The organism is Streptomyces sp. Root1304, from assembly GCF_001426405.1.
Classification (GTDB): domain Bacteria; phylum Actinomycetota; class Actinomycetes; order Streptomycetales; family Streptomycetaceae; genus Streptomyces.
The window spans coordinates 333,633-346,915 of the sequence record NZ_LMEP01000025.1 but is presented as its reverse complement, the minus strand read 5'-3'; the positions used below and the strand labels follow the sequence as shown (position 1 = coordinate 346,915).

10 protein-coding genes are annotated in these 13,283 nt (G+C 72.6%); 6 read left to right on the top strand and 4 right to left on the bottom strand.

Going from position 1 to position 13,283, the window contains the following annotated elements:
- Positions 1 to 16 precede the first annotated feature (16 nt).
- Positions 17 to 1,198, bottom strand: coding sequence for a glycerophosphodiester phosphodiesterase (locus ASD33_RS28210; protein ID WP_056566571.1), 1,182 nt, complete (start codon positions 1,196 to 1,198; stop codon positions 17 to 19).
- A 220-nt stretch (positions 1,199 to 1,418) separates the two neighbouring features.
- Between ASD33_RS28210 and ASD33_RS28205 the strand changes: the two genes are divergently transcribed.
- The gene (locus ASD33_RS28205) at positions 1,419 to 2,090 is read left to right on the top strand and encodes a lysophospholipid acyltransferase family protein (protein ID WP_056566568.1); all 672 of its coding nucleotides are present in this window, start codon (positions 1,419 to 1,421) and stop codon (positions 2,088 to 2,090) included.
- An 82-nt stretch (positions 2,091 to 2,172) separates the two neighbouring features.
- Here the strand turns inward: ASD33_RS28205 and ASD33_RS28200 are convergent, their stop codons facing one another.
- Entirely contained in the window at positions 2,173 to 3,720 is a 1,548-nt protein-coding gene (locus ASD33_RS28200; RefSeq protein WP_056566565.1) for an MFS transporter, read from the bottom strand.
- Entirely contained in the window at positions 3,717 to 4,268 is a 552-nt protein-coding gene (locus ASD33_RS28195) for a TetR/AcrR family transcriptional regulator (RefSeq protein ID WP_056566562.1), read from the bottom strand. The genes ASD33_RS28200 and ASD33_RS28195 overlap by 4 nt, the downstream gene beginning before the upstream one ends.
- An 85-nt stretch (positions 4,269 to 4,353) precedes the next feature.
- Here ASD33_RS28195 and ASD33_RS28190 point away from each other — a divergent pair, with 85 nt between their 5' ends.
- Complete coding sequence (locus tag ASD33_RS28190; protein ID WP_056566559.1) at positions 4,354 to 4,863, top strand: HAD domain-containing protein; 510 nt, start codon at positions 4,354 to 4,356, stop codon at positions 4,861 to 4,863.
- Positions 4,864 to 4,893: 30 nt separating this feature from the next.
- Here the strand turns inward: ASD33_RS28190 and argH are convergent, their stop codons facing one another.
- Positions 4,894 to 6,321 (bottom strand): argininosuccinate lyase, encoded by a 1,428-nt coding sequence (gene argH / locus ASD33_RS28185; protein ID WP_056566556.1) that lies wholly within the window; start codon positions 6,319 to 6,321, stop codon positions 4,894 to 4,896.
- A gap of 145 nt (positions 6,322 to 6,466) precedes the next feature.
- Here argH and ASD33_RS28180 point away from each other — a divergent pair, with 145 nt between their 5' ends.
- The 4 genes from ASD33_RS28180 to ASD33_RS28165 all read left to right on the top strand — a co-directional run bounded on the left by ASD33_RS28180 (position 6,467) and on the right by ASD33_RS28165 (position 13,260).
- A complete protein-coding gene (locus ASD33_RS28180) occupies positions 6,467 to 7,066 on the top strand; it encodes a pyridoxamine 5'-phosphate oxidase family protein (protein ID WP_056566552.1) in 600 nt (199 codons plus the stop codon).
- A 143-nt stretch (positions 7,067 to 7,209) separates the two neighbouring features.
- On the top strand, positions 7,210 to 12,270 hold the full coding sequence (locus tag ASD33_RS28175; RefSeq protein ID WP_079045068.1) for a caspase family protein: 5,061 nt from the start codon (positions 7,210 to 7,212) through the stop codon (positions 12,268 to 12,270).
- Entirely contained in the window at positions 12,263 to 12,661 is a 399-nt protein-coding gene (locus ASD33_RS28170; RefSeq protein ID WP_063991996.1) for a hypothetical protein, read from the top strand. Before ASD33_RS28175 ends, ASD33_RS28170 begins: the two co-directional genes overlap by 8 nt.
- Positions 12,658 to 13,260, top strand: a complete 603-nt coding sequence (locus ASD33_RS28165) for a hypothetical protein (RefSeq protein ID WP_056566549.1) — start codon at positions 12,658 to 12,660, stop codon at positions 13,258 to 13,260. The genes ASD33_RS28170 and ASD33_RS28165 overlap by 4 nt, the downstream gene beginning before the upstream one ends.
- The last annotated feature ends 23 nt before the right edge of the window (positions 13,261 to 13,283 follow it).

Here is a 13,283-nt window from a genome sequence, read left to right as displayed (position 1 = left end):
CTGTCGTCGCGGTCGGTCAGCCGCGGGCGTCGAGGTCCGCGGCGGCGAGCAGCGCGGTGTCCGGGTTGTCGGCGAAGATGCCGTCGATGCCCGTCTCCAGGTACCGCTTCAGGGACCCGAAGGCGTCGCCGTACGCCGTCGGGTCCGTGCCCCGGCGGAAGTCCGCGGGCAGGAAGCTGTTCTCGTTGCGGTGGGTGTACGGGTGGAGGATCAGACCCTCCGCGTGCGCGTCCCGGACCAGGGTCGTCGGGTCGCCGAGGCGGCCGCTCGCGTCCTTGGGGATGACCAGGTCGAGGGTGGGGCCGATGCCCCGCGCGTACGAGGCGATCCAGCGCAGGCCCTCGGGCGTGACCAGGTCGGCGACCGTGCGCGGGTCCCCCGCCCGGACGAAGTCCCAGGGGCGGCTGCTCGCGCCGGAGAGCAGGACCACGCCGGGCGCGTCCACCAGCCGCGCGAGGCGCTGGATGCTGCTCGGCTCGAAGGACTGGAGGAAGACCGGGGAGTTCGCGCGGTGGCGTCCGTACCGGCGGAGCAGCTTGGCGAGCCGTTCCTCCAGGCCGAGGCCGAGGGAGCGGAAGTACGTGGGGTGCTTGGTCTCGACGTGCAGCCAGATCTCGCGGCCCCGGCGGCGGCCCTCGTCCTCGGCCCAGCGCAGCACCTCCTCGAAGGTGGGGACGGTCCAGCGGCCGTCGTACAGGGTGTTCTCCTGGCGGGTGGCCGGAATGCGCTCCTTGGCCCGCAGGGTCTTGAGCTCGGCGAGCGTGAAGTCCTCGGTGAACCAGCCGGTGAGGGCGGTGCCGTCGACGGTCTTGGTGGTCTTCCGGGACGCGAACTCGGGGTGGTCGGCGACGTCGGTGGTGCCGGTGATGTCGTTCTCGTGGCGGCAGACCAGGTGCCCGTCCTTGGTGGGGACGAGGTCCTGCTCGATGACGTGGGCGCCGAGGTCGAGGGCGAGCCGGTACGAGCCGAGGGTGTGCTCGGGCCGGTAGCCGCTGGCGCCGCGGTGGGCGATGACGGTGGGGACCGGGAGGGAGCGGTAGCCGCGCCCGCGGCCGTGCGCCGCGCCGGTGGTCCCCGGCTCGGCGGCCTGTGCCGTGCCCGTGCCGGCCGCGAGGGACGCGGAGGCGCCGAGGACGGTGGCGCCCGCCGCTCCGAGAACCGTCCGCCGCGCCGGGGTCCGGCGTTCGCCCTGGGTCATGTGGTGTCCTCCTGTGTGGTGTCCCGCACCTGTCGACGGGTGTCCCCGACGCTAGGCACCGGGGCCCTACGGGCGGCAGACCTCGGCGGAACATGGCGGAAACACACGTCAACACTGCGTATCCACTCGGTGAACCCGATGTGCGCGTGGAGGTGACCCGCGAGTATCGTCCTCAGCTGCACCGTCAGCTCGACTGACCCGCGTCCCACCGGAGGAACCGTTGTCCCGTCTCGCGATCATCAAGGCAGTGCTCGGGCCGGTCATGCGCCTGATGTTCCGCCCCCGCGTGGAGGGCGCCGAGAACATTCCGGGGACCGGTCCCGTCATCCTCGCGGGCAACCACCTGACCTTCATCGACTCGATGATCATGCCGATCTGCCTGGACCGTCCGGTCTACTTCATCGGCAAGGACGAGTACGTGACGGGCAAGGGCATCAAGGGCCGGGCGATGGCCTGGTTCTTCACCAGCGTCGGCATGATCCCGGTGGACCGGGACGGCGGCCGCGGCGGTGTCGCGGCGCTGATGACCGGCCGCCGGGTGCTGGAGGAGGGCAAGATCTTCTCGATCTACCCGGAGGGCACCCGCTCCCCCGACGGCCGGCTGTACCGGGGCCGTACGGGCATCGCGCGGCTGACCCTGATGACGGGCGCGCCGGTGATCCCGTTCGCGATGATCGGCACCGACAAGATCCAGCCGGGCGGCTCGGGCTTCCCGCGTCCGGGCCGGGTGACGGTCCGCTTCGGCGAGGCGATGGAGTTCTCGCGGTACGACGGGATGGACCGCGACCGCTATGTGCTGCGGGCGGTGACGGACTCGGTGATGGCCGAGGTCATGCGGCTCTCGGGGCAGGAGTACGTGGACATGTACGCCACGAAGGCGAAGGCCGCGTAACCCCGTACACGTGTGAAGGTGCCCCGTACGGCCGGACGGCCGTACGGGGCACCTTCGCGTTTCCGCTCGTGCCGCGGGGGCGTCAGTGCTCGACGCCGTCCTCCAGCTTCTGGCCCTTGAGCAGGAACCAGGCGGCGACCGCCGTCGCCAGGAGGACCACCGCGCCGACGCCTGCCGCGATCCGCAGACCGTCGACGAAGGCCTCCTGGGCGGCCGACATCAGGGCCGTCGCCGTCTCCGGGGCCAGGGCGTGGGAGGCCTCGGCCGCGCCGCCGAGCGACTCGTGGGCGGCCGAAGCGACCTCGGACGGGACACCGGCCGGGGTGGCGAATCCCCGGTAGACTCCGGTCACGATCGAGCCCAGGACGGCGATGCCGAGCGCGGCACCCAGTTCGTACGCGGTCTCGGAGACCGCGGAGGCCGAACCGGCCTGTTCCTTCGGGACGCTGGAGAGGATCACGTCGGCGGTGACGGTGAACGCGAAGCCCGCGCCCGCACCGACGACGAGCAGGGCGGCACCGAGCACCGGATAGCCGGTGTGCTGGTCGATCGTCGTCAGGGCGGCCAGGGAGAGGCCGACCGCCGCGAGACCGCCGGCCACCACGGACCGTACGGAGAAGCGCCGGGCCACGAGACCCGCGATCAGACCGGCCGTGACCGCGCCGACGGCGGCGGGGAGTTCGGCGAGACCGGCCTCCAGCGGCTGGCGGCCCTGGACCAGCTGGAAGAACTGGGACAGGAAGAACACCAGGCCGGAGAGGCCCAGGATCGTCAGCAGGTCGGCGAGGACGGCGCCCGAGAAGCCCCGGTGGCGGAACAGGCGCATGTCCAGGAGCGGCGTGGGCAGGGTCAGCTGCCTGCGGACGAACCAGGTCAGGGCGCCCACGCCGAGGAGGGCGGCGAGCCCCGCGTCGAGGGACGGGCCCTTGGAGGCCAGTTCCTTGATCGCGTAGACGATGCCGATCATGCCGACGAGGGAGAGCAGCACGCTGGGCAGGTCCCAGGGGCCCTGGTTCGGGTTCTTCGACTCGGGGATCAGCTTGATGCCGACGATCACGAGGACGGCCATGACGGGCAGGTTGATCAGGAAGACCGAGCCCCACCAGAAGTGCTCCAGGAGGAAACCGCCGACGACCGGACCGACGGCGGCGCCGGCCGAGGCCATGGCGCCCCAGATGCCGATCGCGAGGCTGCGCTCGCGCGCGTCGTGGAACAGGTTCCGGATGAGCGCCAGGGTGGACGGCATCAGGGTGGCACCGGCGACGCCGAGCAGCGCGCGGGCCACGATCATCATCTCGGGGCTGGTGGCGTAGGCGTTCAGCACGGAGACGGCACCGAAGGCGGTGGCGCCGATGAGCAGCAGCTTCTTGCGGCCGATGCGGTCGCCGAGGCTGCCCATGGAGACCAGGAGTCCGGCGATGACGAAGGAGTAGACGTCACCGATCCAGAGCAGCTGGGTGCCGGTGGGCTCGAGGTCCTCGGAGAGGAAGGGGGTGGCGAGTCCGAGCACCGTGGCGTCGACCGCCACGAGGAGGACGGCGAGGACGAGGACGGACAGGGCGAGCCACCGGCCGGGGCCGCCGCGCACGCCCTCGGTATGTCCGGTGTCCCTGACGGTACTGGTGGTCACTTCTCCACGCTCCTGCGCGCTCCGCCGAGCAGCAGCTCGACGATCATGTACTGGAAGTCCTTGGCGGCGACCCGGCCGTCCTGCACGGCCCAGGCGCCGGAACCGATGAGCCCGTAGAAGGCCTCGGTGAGCCAGGCGGGGGTCAGGTCGATCCGGAAGACGCCTTCCTCCTGGCCGCGCCGGAAGAGGGCGGAGACCCGGGCGTCGAGGCGTTCCCAGCCCTCGTTCTGCTGGTCGCCCTCGAAGAGCTGGTTCTCGGTCACGAGGAACGAGAGCAGCGGGGCGACGGGCTCGACCTCGGCGACGAGCCGGCGTACGGCCTCGTCGGCGGGCCCTTCGCCGGTGCGGGCCCGGTCGTGGGCCGCCTCCAGCTCCTGCAGGCCCAGCTCTTCGAGCGCCCGCACCAGGGCGTCCCGCCCGGCGAAGTGCCGGTGCAGCGTGGCCCGGCCGATCCCGGCGGCGCGGGCGACCTCGTCCATGGTGGCGGTCGCCTTGCGGGTGAGCAGGGCGGCTGCGGCACGGAGCACCTGGATGCGATCGACTGACATGAGACGAGCATACACCGAATGAGACATCAATGTCTCATTCGATAAATCGACGCCTCACCATGGGCGGGAACGGAATCCTGTGAACATGACGAAGCCACTGCTGCTGATCGACGTCGACGGGCCGCTGAATCCGTACGCGGCGCAGCGCGAGCGGCGCCCCGAGGGGTACACGACGCACCGGATGCGGCCCGGCGGATGGTTCGAGACGAAGCCGCTGCGGGTCTGGCTGAATCCGGCGCACGGCGACGAGCTGCTCGCGCTCGCCGAGGCGTACGAGCTGGTCTGGGCGACGACCTGGAAGGGCGAGGCGAACGACTGGATCGGCCCCCGTCTCGGGCTGCCCGAGCTGCCGTTCATCGACTGGCCCACGATGCACGGAAAGGCCCCTCGCGGGACCTTCTGGAAGACGCAGTACATCCTGGAGTACGCGGCCGGGCGGCCGTTCGCCTGGGTCGACGACGACATCACCTCGTACGACCACGAGTACGTGGAGCGGAACCACCTCGCCGCCGCCCTGCTCCTGCACGTCGATCCCCGGATCGGACTGATCCGGCCGGATTTCGACGCGCTCGGGGAGTGGGCGGCGGCGCTGTGACGTTCCGAGGCGACGGCGGGACGCCGGGGGCTACTTCTTGGCGGTGGCCCAGGCGTGCTGGATCACCAGGTCCGCCTTGACCTCGACCAGCTGGGTGGCGACGGCGGAGGGGGCGGTGCCGCCCCGGCCGTCGCGGGAGGCGAGGGCGCCGGGGACGTTGAGGACCGTGCGGACCTCGGGGGTGAGGTGCTCGGAGATCTTGGCGAACTGCTCGTCCGTGAGCTCGTCCAGCTCCTTGCCCTCGGCCTCGGCGACCTTCACGCACTCGCCGGCCACCTCGTGCGCCACCCGGAACGGCACGCCCTGCTTGACCAGCCACTCCGCGATGTCCGTCGCGAGCGAGAAGCCGGCCGGGGCCAGCTCCTCCATGCGCTCCCGGTTGACGGTGAGCGTGGCCATCATGCCGGTGAAGGCCGGAAGCAGGATCTCCAGCTGGTCGCAGGAGTCGAAGACCGGCTCCTTGTCCTCCTGGAGGTCCCGGTTGTAGGCCAGCGGGAGCGCCTTGAGGGTGGCGAGCAGTCCGGTGTGGTTGCCGATGAGGCGGCCGGACTTGCCCCGGGCCAGCTCGGCGATGTCCGGGTTCTTCTTCTGCGGCATGATCGACGACCCGGTGGAGAAGGCGTCGTGCAGGGTCACGAAGGAGAACTCCTTCGTGTTCCAGATGATGATCTCCTCCGCGATCCGGGACAGGTTGATCCCGATCATCGCGGTGATGAAGCTGAACTCGGCGACGAAGTCACGGGAGGCCGTGCCGTCGATGGAGTTGCCGACGGAGCCGCGCTCGAAGCCGAGGTCCTTGGCGACCGCCTCCGGGTCGAGCCCGAGGGAGGAACCGGCGAGGGCGCCGGAGCCGTACGGGGAGACCGCCGTCCGGGTGTCCCACTGCCGCAGCCGCTCGGCGTCCCGGGAGAGGGACTGGACGTGGGCCAGGACGTGGTGCGCGAACAGCACGGGCTGGGCGTGCTGGAGGTGCGTACGGCCGGGCATGGCGACGTCCGCGTGGGCCTCGGCGAGGCCGACCAGGGCGTCCTGGAGCTCGGCGACGAGGCCGCCGATGATCCGGGCGTGGTCGCGCAGGTACATCTTGAAGAGGGTGGCGACCTGGTCGTTGCGGGACCGGCCGGCGCGCAGCTTGCCGCCGAGGTCCGGGCCGAGGCGCTCCAGGAGGCCCCGCTCCAGGGCGGTGTGGACGTCCTCGTCGGCGATGGTGCCGACGAAGGAGCCGTCGGCGACGTCCGCCTCCAGCAGGTCGAGCCCGGCGAGCATCCGGGTCAGCTCGTCCTCGGTGAGCAGTCCGGCCTTGTGCAGCACGCGCGCGTGGGCGCGGGAGCCGGCGATGTCGTACGGCGCGAGGCGCCAGTCGAAGTGGACCGACGCGGACAGCTTCGCCAGCGCCTCGGCGGGACCGTCCGCGAACCGTCCACCCCAGAGCCGGACGTCACCGTTGTTGCTGCTCACAGCTACTGCTCCTCCACCTTGCGACCACGTCTCATGCATGAGTATGCAGTCCACCGCATGATTCGTCAATCTGCCCCACCGGCCGGTCGGACCACCGGTCGAGACGCGCCACCCGGCCGCACGGCGAGGGTGGAGAATCCGGATCATGGGAAAAACGTATGAACATATAGACGGGCGGCTCCGTGCCTTCATCGAGGCGCAGCCGGTCTTCTTCACCGCCACCGCGCCGCTCGACGGCGACGGTCACGTCAACCTCTCCCCCAAGGGTCGCCGCGGAACGCTCGTGGTGCTCGACGAGCTGACGCTCGCCTATGTCGACTTCGGCGGCAGCAGCGCGGAGACGGTCGCGCATCTGCGGGAGCCGGGCAACGGACGCATCACCCTCATGTGGACGGCCTTCTCCGGCCCGCCGACCGTGGTGCGGGTGCACGGGACCGGGGAGGCCGTGCTCCGGGACGATCCCCGCTGGCCCGAGCTCTTCGCACGGTTCCCGGCCGAGGCCGTCGAGGGGCAGGGCAGCGCGCGGGCGATCGTCGTGGTACGGGCGCGGCGGGTCAGCGACGCCTGCGGGTTCGCCGTCCCGCTGATGGAGTACCGGGAGGACCGGTCGATGCACGCCGAGTACTTCAACCGGAAGACGGACGAGGAGTTCAACGCGTACTGCGAGCGCAAGGACCACATCGGGACCAGCCTCGACGGCCTGCCCGCACTGCCGCTCCCCCTGCCGCCGCAGCCCGCCGGATAGGCCCGACGCGGGGCGGCCCGACGCGGACACCCGGCGCGGACACCCGGCGCCGAGGCCACGTCAGCAGGGCTCCGCGGCCCGGGAGACCTCCCGCTGTCAGACCCCGGTGCGAGCATGGTGTTCTGCTGTGAGGGGGGATGGGAATGGCAGGACACCGCACCGCTCTGTTGATCGCCGTGGCGAGCACACCGGACGCCGGACACCGCTTCGACGCCCTGGAGGAGGCCGCCGCCGCCGACCAACGGGAGCTCGGGGCCGCCCTGCGCGCCTCGGGGTACGACGTGGTGACCCTGTGGAACGCGACGCGCGCCGACATCGGCACCCGGATCCACGAGGTGTCCCGTGACGTTCCGCCGGACGGCACTCTTCTCATCCATTTCTCCGGGCACGGCGTCCGGATCGGCGACGCCGACTACCTGGTCCCCCACGACGCGCGGGCCCCGCACGACGACACCTGGCTCCGGCCCTATGTCGACACGCTCCTCCCCGCCGACATCAGCCCCTCCCTGGCCGCGTGCGCCGCGGGAACGGTCCTCTGGCTGATCGACGCCTGCCGAGGCGGTCCCGACACGTCGGGGCCGCTCTTCGGCAGCAGCATCCTCAAGGGGCAGCCCTCCGGCCGGTTCGTCCTGATGACCTCGTGCGCCGCGGGTCAGCGCGCCGGCTGCACCCCCGAGGGCAGCTTCTTCACCCTGGCGCTCGCCGAGGCGCTCGGCCCGCTGACCCCGGCCCGGACGGTGGAGGAGGTCTACGAGGCGACGAAGCGGCAGACCCTGCGCGGGGCCCACCGGCACCTCAGGGAACGCCAGGAGCCCCAGGTGCGCTACGGCTCCGAGCTGGAGGCCGAGGCCCGGACCGCGGTGGTCTGCGAGGGCCGCCCGCTCCTGGAGGCCTGGCGGGAGGCCGCCCGCGACACCGAGGTGTGGCAGCGGGTCGGCGCCGGCGACCCTGACCGGACCGGCAGGCTCCGGGAGCAGCTGGTCACCCTCGCCGAGTCCTGTGCGGCGGTGGTCCACCAGGCCTGGGAACGGATGCCCGACCCATGGGCCGACGACTCCTTCCCCGTACGTCTCCTCCTCCACCGACTGCCCGGTCTCCTGCCCGCCTCGGTGGAACTGTCCGAGGTCGAGGCCGCCGCGCTCGTCGCCGCGCCCTTCCTCCACGAGGCCGCCTGGGCGCGCCGGCTCAGCCAGGCGCACGACGTCTTCCCCCACCGGACGCACCATCCGGACGACGGTGACGGGCGGCGACGGCACTACGAGCAGGTCACCGAGCACCATCCCCCTCTCATGAGGAAGCTGTCCGCCTCCCGGCGGTCGGGGACGCCGCAGGACACCGACGACATCGTGCTCTGGCTGGTGCACCGGTGGATCGCGGAGCTCTTCGAGACCGACGAGGTGGCCGTCCCCGCCACCGAGGCCGGGCCGCTGGCCGCCGCGCTCCTGGGCGACGCCCCGGGCAACGGCCGGGTGGACGCCCTCGCGCGGGCCCTGTGCACGGTCGCTGCGGGCATCACCCTGGGCGCGCCCGAGGGCCCTGCGGCGGACAAGCCGGCCAGGATTCCGCTGCCGGGCGGCCACCAGACGCTCCGGGTGCGGGAGCTCGCGGCCCTGTCGCGGCTCGCCGCCGTCCTGTCCGTGGACGTGCGCACGCTGCCCGAGGTGATCGCCGAACACCTGGCCGTCTCGGACCCCGTGACCCCGGCGGACCTCGTCGACACCGCCCGCACGGCGGCCTGGGACCGGGACGCCCGCGGGCTGCACCTGGACCTCGCCTGTACGCACCCGGCGACGCACGCGGCGCTCACCGGCACGGTCGAGCAGGCCGACGAACTGGCCCGCGCGCTGCGGGAGTCCGCCCAGCACCTCCCCCAGGACCGGGCCGCGCTCCTCGACGGGGTGCCCGAGCGGGTGACGGACCGCTCGCTGCGGCCCGCGGCGAACGGCCGGGAGGCGGCCTACGACGTGCCCCTGCTGCGGTTCAGCCTGGCCCAGACCGAGGTCCGCGACCTCCTCATGGGGGAACGGCTCTACGACAACGAACCGGGCCTCGCCCTGCGCGAGCTGTACCAGAACGCCATGGACGCCTGCCGCTACCGGGCCATGCGCCGTCGGTACCTGAGCAGCCGGAACTGCGAGCCGGCGGCCTGGGAGGGCCGTATCTCCGTGGAGGCGGGCGAGGACGAGCGCGGCCCGTACGTGGAATGCCGTGACAACGGCGTGGGCATGGACGTGGAGCAGCTCACCCACACGTTCACCCGGGCCGGCCGCCGCTTCGGGCAGACACGCTCCTTCCGCCGCGAGCAGGCGGCCTGGCTGCGGCACGACCGGACCCTGCGCCTCTACCCCAACAGCCGTTTCGGCATCGGGGTCTTCAGCTACTTCATGCTGGCCGACGAGATGTCGATCGTCACCCGCGCGGTCACCCCGGAAGGCGGCCTGGCCCACCGGGCCCTGCGGGTCGACATCTCCAGCAGCGGCAGCCTCTTCCGCATCCAGGAGACCGGTCCCGCGGATTCCGGGCTGCCGGAGGGCGGTACGCGGGTGCGCCTGTACCTCCGGAACACGGCCCGGGCGACGACCCTGTCGTGCGTGGCGACCCTGCGGGGTCTCGTCCTCGTCAGCGAGTTCGACCTGCGTGTGCGCGACGCCTCGGGGTACAGCCACCACTGGCACCCGGGACGCCTCCAGCTCGACCCCGAGCCCGGCAGGACCGTCGAGGCCGTGCCCGGCGTGTTGTGGTGGGTGCCCGGCAAGGGCGCGGTGCTCTGCGACGGGATCGCCACCGACCAGCAGCCGTTCGGCTACGTGCTCAACCTGACCGGGAAGCACGCCGGGAAACTGAGCGTCAACCGCAAGCAGCTCACGTCCTACGACCGGCGCTGGGCCCGCTCCATGCACCGCGAAGGAGCGGAGGCACTCGCGGGCTGGCCGGAACTGACCTTCGACTGGCTCTGGTCGCTGGAAGCGCAGGAGCCGTCGGCGGCACGCCAGATCTGGGAGGTCTGGCAGGGCCGGAACCTGTGGGCTCGGCGGGAGGCCTGGACGTCCGATTCCTCCCTGGACGCCCTGGGCTGGTTCCGCTGGGACGCCCAGGTCCTGAAGAGGGCACCTGTCCACTACCGGGACAGGGACCGCTGGGCCTACACCCGCCCGTGGCGCGCCGTGGCCCTAGAACAGCCGTACCTCTGCCGGGACGAGGCGGTCCCGGCGTCGCTCACGGGCTATCCGGTGCCGGAACCCGGCTGGGCGGATGTCGTGGCGACGGTGACTCCTGACTGGCGCACCGCCGTCCAGGCCGCGTGCTCGCGCGGTGTCACGGTGGCGACGGTCCTGCGCGCCGCCCGGGCGATGCGGGTGGCCCACGCCCGGCTCGCCCCGCCCCCCGTCCTGGGCGGCGGGGATCTCGACTGGATCCCCAGCTGGGACGACTGGAAGATCGTCATCGGCCTGATGGGGAAGGACACCTCGCGCCAGTGGGGGAATCCGGCCAGGGACTCCTACCGGCACGCGCCCGAGGACTTCGGCGGTCTCGTGCGTGCCTCGGCCGAGCTGTGCCGGCCCCTCGGCGAGCTGAGGGACCGGTGCTCCCGGTACGCCCCGTTCCTCGACCGTCCGCTGCCGGTCGTTCCGCCGCACCACCGGGACCATGTGTGCGGCGAGAGCGATCTCCAGGCGCTGTACGTCGAGGAGGAGGGAACCTGGCGCCGCGCGCGATGGCCCTGGGACGTGGAACGCGCCGCACGGCGGCTCGGTACGGACCCGCTCGCGCTGCGGGCCCGGATGGCGGACTTCGCGTGGTTGGGTTGGACGGTTCCCTCCGCCCAGGAGGTCGCACGGTGGTGCGAGGTGCCCCACGACATCGCCGCCCTCCTGGAGGGTTACGTCAGGGAGGACGACGACGGCGTCCCCGAGCTCACCTGGGCCGCCACGATCGAGCACGCCGAGCGCTGCGACAGCACGCTGCGCGCTGCCGAGAAGGAACTGGCCCGCTGGGCAGCCCACCTGGGATGGCGACATCACCGCCGGTACCGCGGAAAGGCCTGGAAGGGGATCCACCTGGAGTCGGAGGCCTCTCGCGTGCTCGCCTTCGCCCGGAGTGCGGGCGTCCGCCCCGAACTCGGCCTGACTCTGAGGGACCTGGCGCTCCTGACCCCGAACGCCGTCGACCGGAAGGAGCTCGCGCACCTCGTCGAGGACCTGGCGACGGCGGGCTTCGAGGTGCCCCCGGCCGGTGATCTGCTGAGGGCCTGGGACGGCTTCTCGCTCACGGAACGGTGCCTCTTCTCGGGCCAGGACCCCTCCTGGGGAAACGAGTACCCGGTCCTCCCCACCGAGGAGGTCCTCTTCTCCGCGGGCATCGTGCTGAAGTCGCCGCTGGGCAGTACGTGGAAGAAGGCCCGCAGGGAGGCGAAGAAGGTGGGTCTGACCGTCCCGCCGCTCCCCGCCGGGCTCGAGGGGCTGCGGCCCGACTGGGAAGCCGGCCTGGCCCTGGTCGGCCATGGTGACGACGGGGACGAGTTCGACGGCGAGTGGTTCGAGCCGCCGCACTGGATCCCGCTGACCGGTGTCCGGCTCGCACGCTACGCGCGGTCCCTGGGGCTCGGACTCCGCGAGGCCTACCTCCGTCTCGCACCACTGCGCGCGCTCGGTGCGCTGGTCCCGGCGCTGACCGAGGCGCAGGTGGCCGCCCTCTCGACGGGCGTACCGACGGACGCGGACGTCGCCGCACTCGACCCGGAGCACCATGTCTCCCCCGAGGGGGAGCCGCTCGGCCCGCTCGACCTCGTGAGCGTCGCCGCCCGCCTCGGCGAGGACATCGGCACCGCGTGGCGGCGTCTCGGGCCCTGTCTCGCGCTGGGCGCGCCGTCGTGGGGGTCCCCGCCGCCCCGCCTGTCGGAGGTGTCCGGCGTGGTGCCCCTCTGGCAGGACCTGATCGTCCTGTCCGAGCGCGGCGACGGCATGCTGCCCGGCCTGCGCGGCCGGGTCGACGCGGAGCGGATCGCCTTCGCGGCGCGCGCCGCGGGCGAGAGCGAGGCGTGGACGGCGGAGCGCCTCCGGCTCTGGGCACCGCTCTTCACCCTCGAACCGGACGCGCCGGACGCACCGGACGCACCGGACGCACCGGACGCACCGGACGCACACAGCGATGCGACCGCATCGAGCACGCCGAACCTCCTGGAAGGAGTCGACGCAGGTGACTGAACTCCCCGCGGCCCCGCACGACGCCGAACTGCCGTACGCGGAGATCTCCCTCGGGGAGCTGCCGCTCGTCTTCACCCAGCGGGTGGCGCCCGACGGCCGCACCGTCTCGGTCGCCGGCGTCTGCCCGCGCTGCGCCGGGGGGACGGTGTCGGAGTACGCGTACGGGATGCCGGGGGCCGGCACGAAGGCGCCCTGGCCGTTCCGTTCCCGGGGGTCCGAGGGCGTCCCGGACGTGGTCGGCAGCGAGGTCCTGTTCTGCGAGTGCGGGCATCCCCATCCGTCGATGCCGCCGGACGCGGTGTTCGTCGGGTGCGGTGCCGACTGGCGGGTGCGGACCGCGCTCACGCACCCGGCCGACCCGGCACAGCGGGCAGGAGACGCGGCGTCATGACGGCACGTTCCGACCGGCGTTGGGCGGAGCTCGCCCGCGACCTGGAGTTCAGTCAGCTGCCCGAGCTGCGGCGCCAGGCCGAGGGCTGGCGTACGGGACTGGCCGGGCTGACCGCGCTCCTCGGCGTCCTCACCGTCGTGAAGGGGCAGGACCAGTTGTCCGGCCTCCCGGACGCCACCGCCCGGTGGGCGGCGGCCCTGGTGCTCTCGGCCTTCGTCGTCCTGGTCTGCGGGGCGCTCCTCGCCGTCAGGGCGTCCCACGGCCGTCCGGAACGGGAGATCGTCCTCGGCGGCCAAGCCCTGCGGCGCTGGACCTCCGAGGAGGTACGGCGGGTGAGACACCGGCTCCGCTGGGCGGCCGTCTGCGGTGTGGCGGGTCCGGCACTGGCCGTCGCCGCGACCTGTGTCGTCTGGTCGGCGACACCGGCGCCCGCCCCGTACACGGTCCGGCTCAGCACCCCGTACGAAGAGCTGTGCGGGGAGCTGGTGGGCGCCGACCCGCACGGCACGGCGATACGGACAGGGCGGGGTGCGGCGAAGACCCTGCGCGTGGTGCCGCACACGGCCCTGGTGTCCCTGGCTCCGGTCAGCGGCTGCTGACCCGGCCGACGCCGGGGAGCGCG

Excerpts from the sequence above, each read along its gene's own strand:
- ASD33_RS28165 (WP_056566549.1), top strand. The coding sequence starts at position 12,658 with ATGACGGCACGTTCCGACCGGCGTTGGGCGGAGCTCGCCCGCGACCTG.
- ASD33_RS28190 (WP_056566559.1), top strand. The coding sequence starts at position 4,354 with ATGACGAAGCCACTGCTGCTGATCGACGTCGACGGGCCGCTGAATCCG.
- ASD33_RS28210 (WP_056566571.1), bottom strand. The coding sequence starts at position 1,198 with ATGACCCAGGGCGAACGCCGGACCCCGGCGCGGCGGACGGTTCTCGGA.
- ASD33_RS28180 (WP_056566552.1), top strand. The coding sequence starts at position 6,467 with ATGGGAAAAACGTATGAACATATAGACGGGCGGCTCCGTGCCTTCATC.
- ASD33_RS28175 (WP_079045068.1), top strand. The coding sequence starts at position 7,210 with ATGGCAGGACACCGCACCGCTCTGTTGATCGCCGTGGCGAGCACACCG.
- ASD33_RS28195 (WP_056566562.1), bottom strand. The coding sequence starts at position 4,268 with ATGTCAGTCGATCGCATCCAGGTGCTCCGTGCCGCAGCCGCCCTGCTC.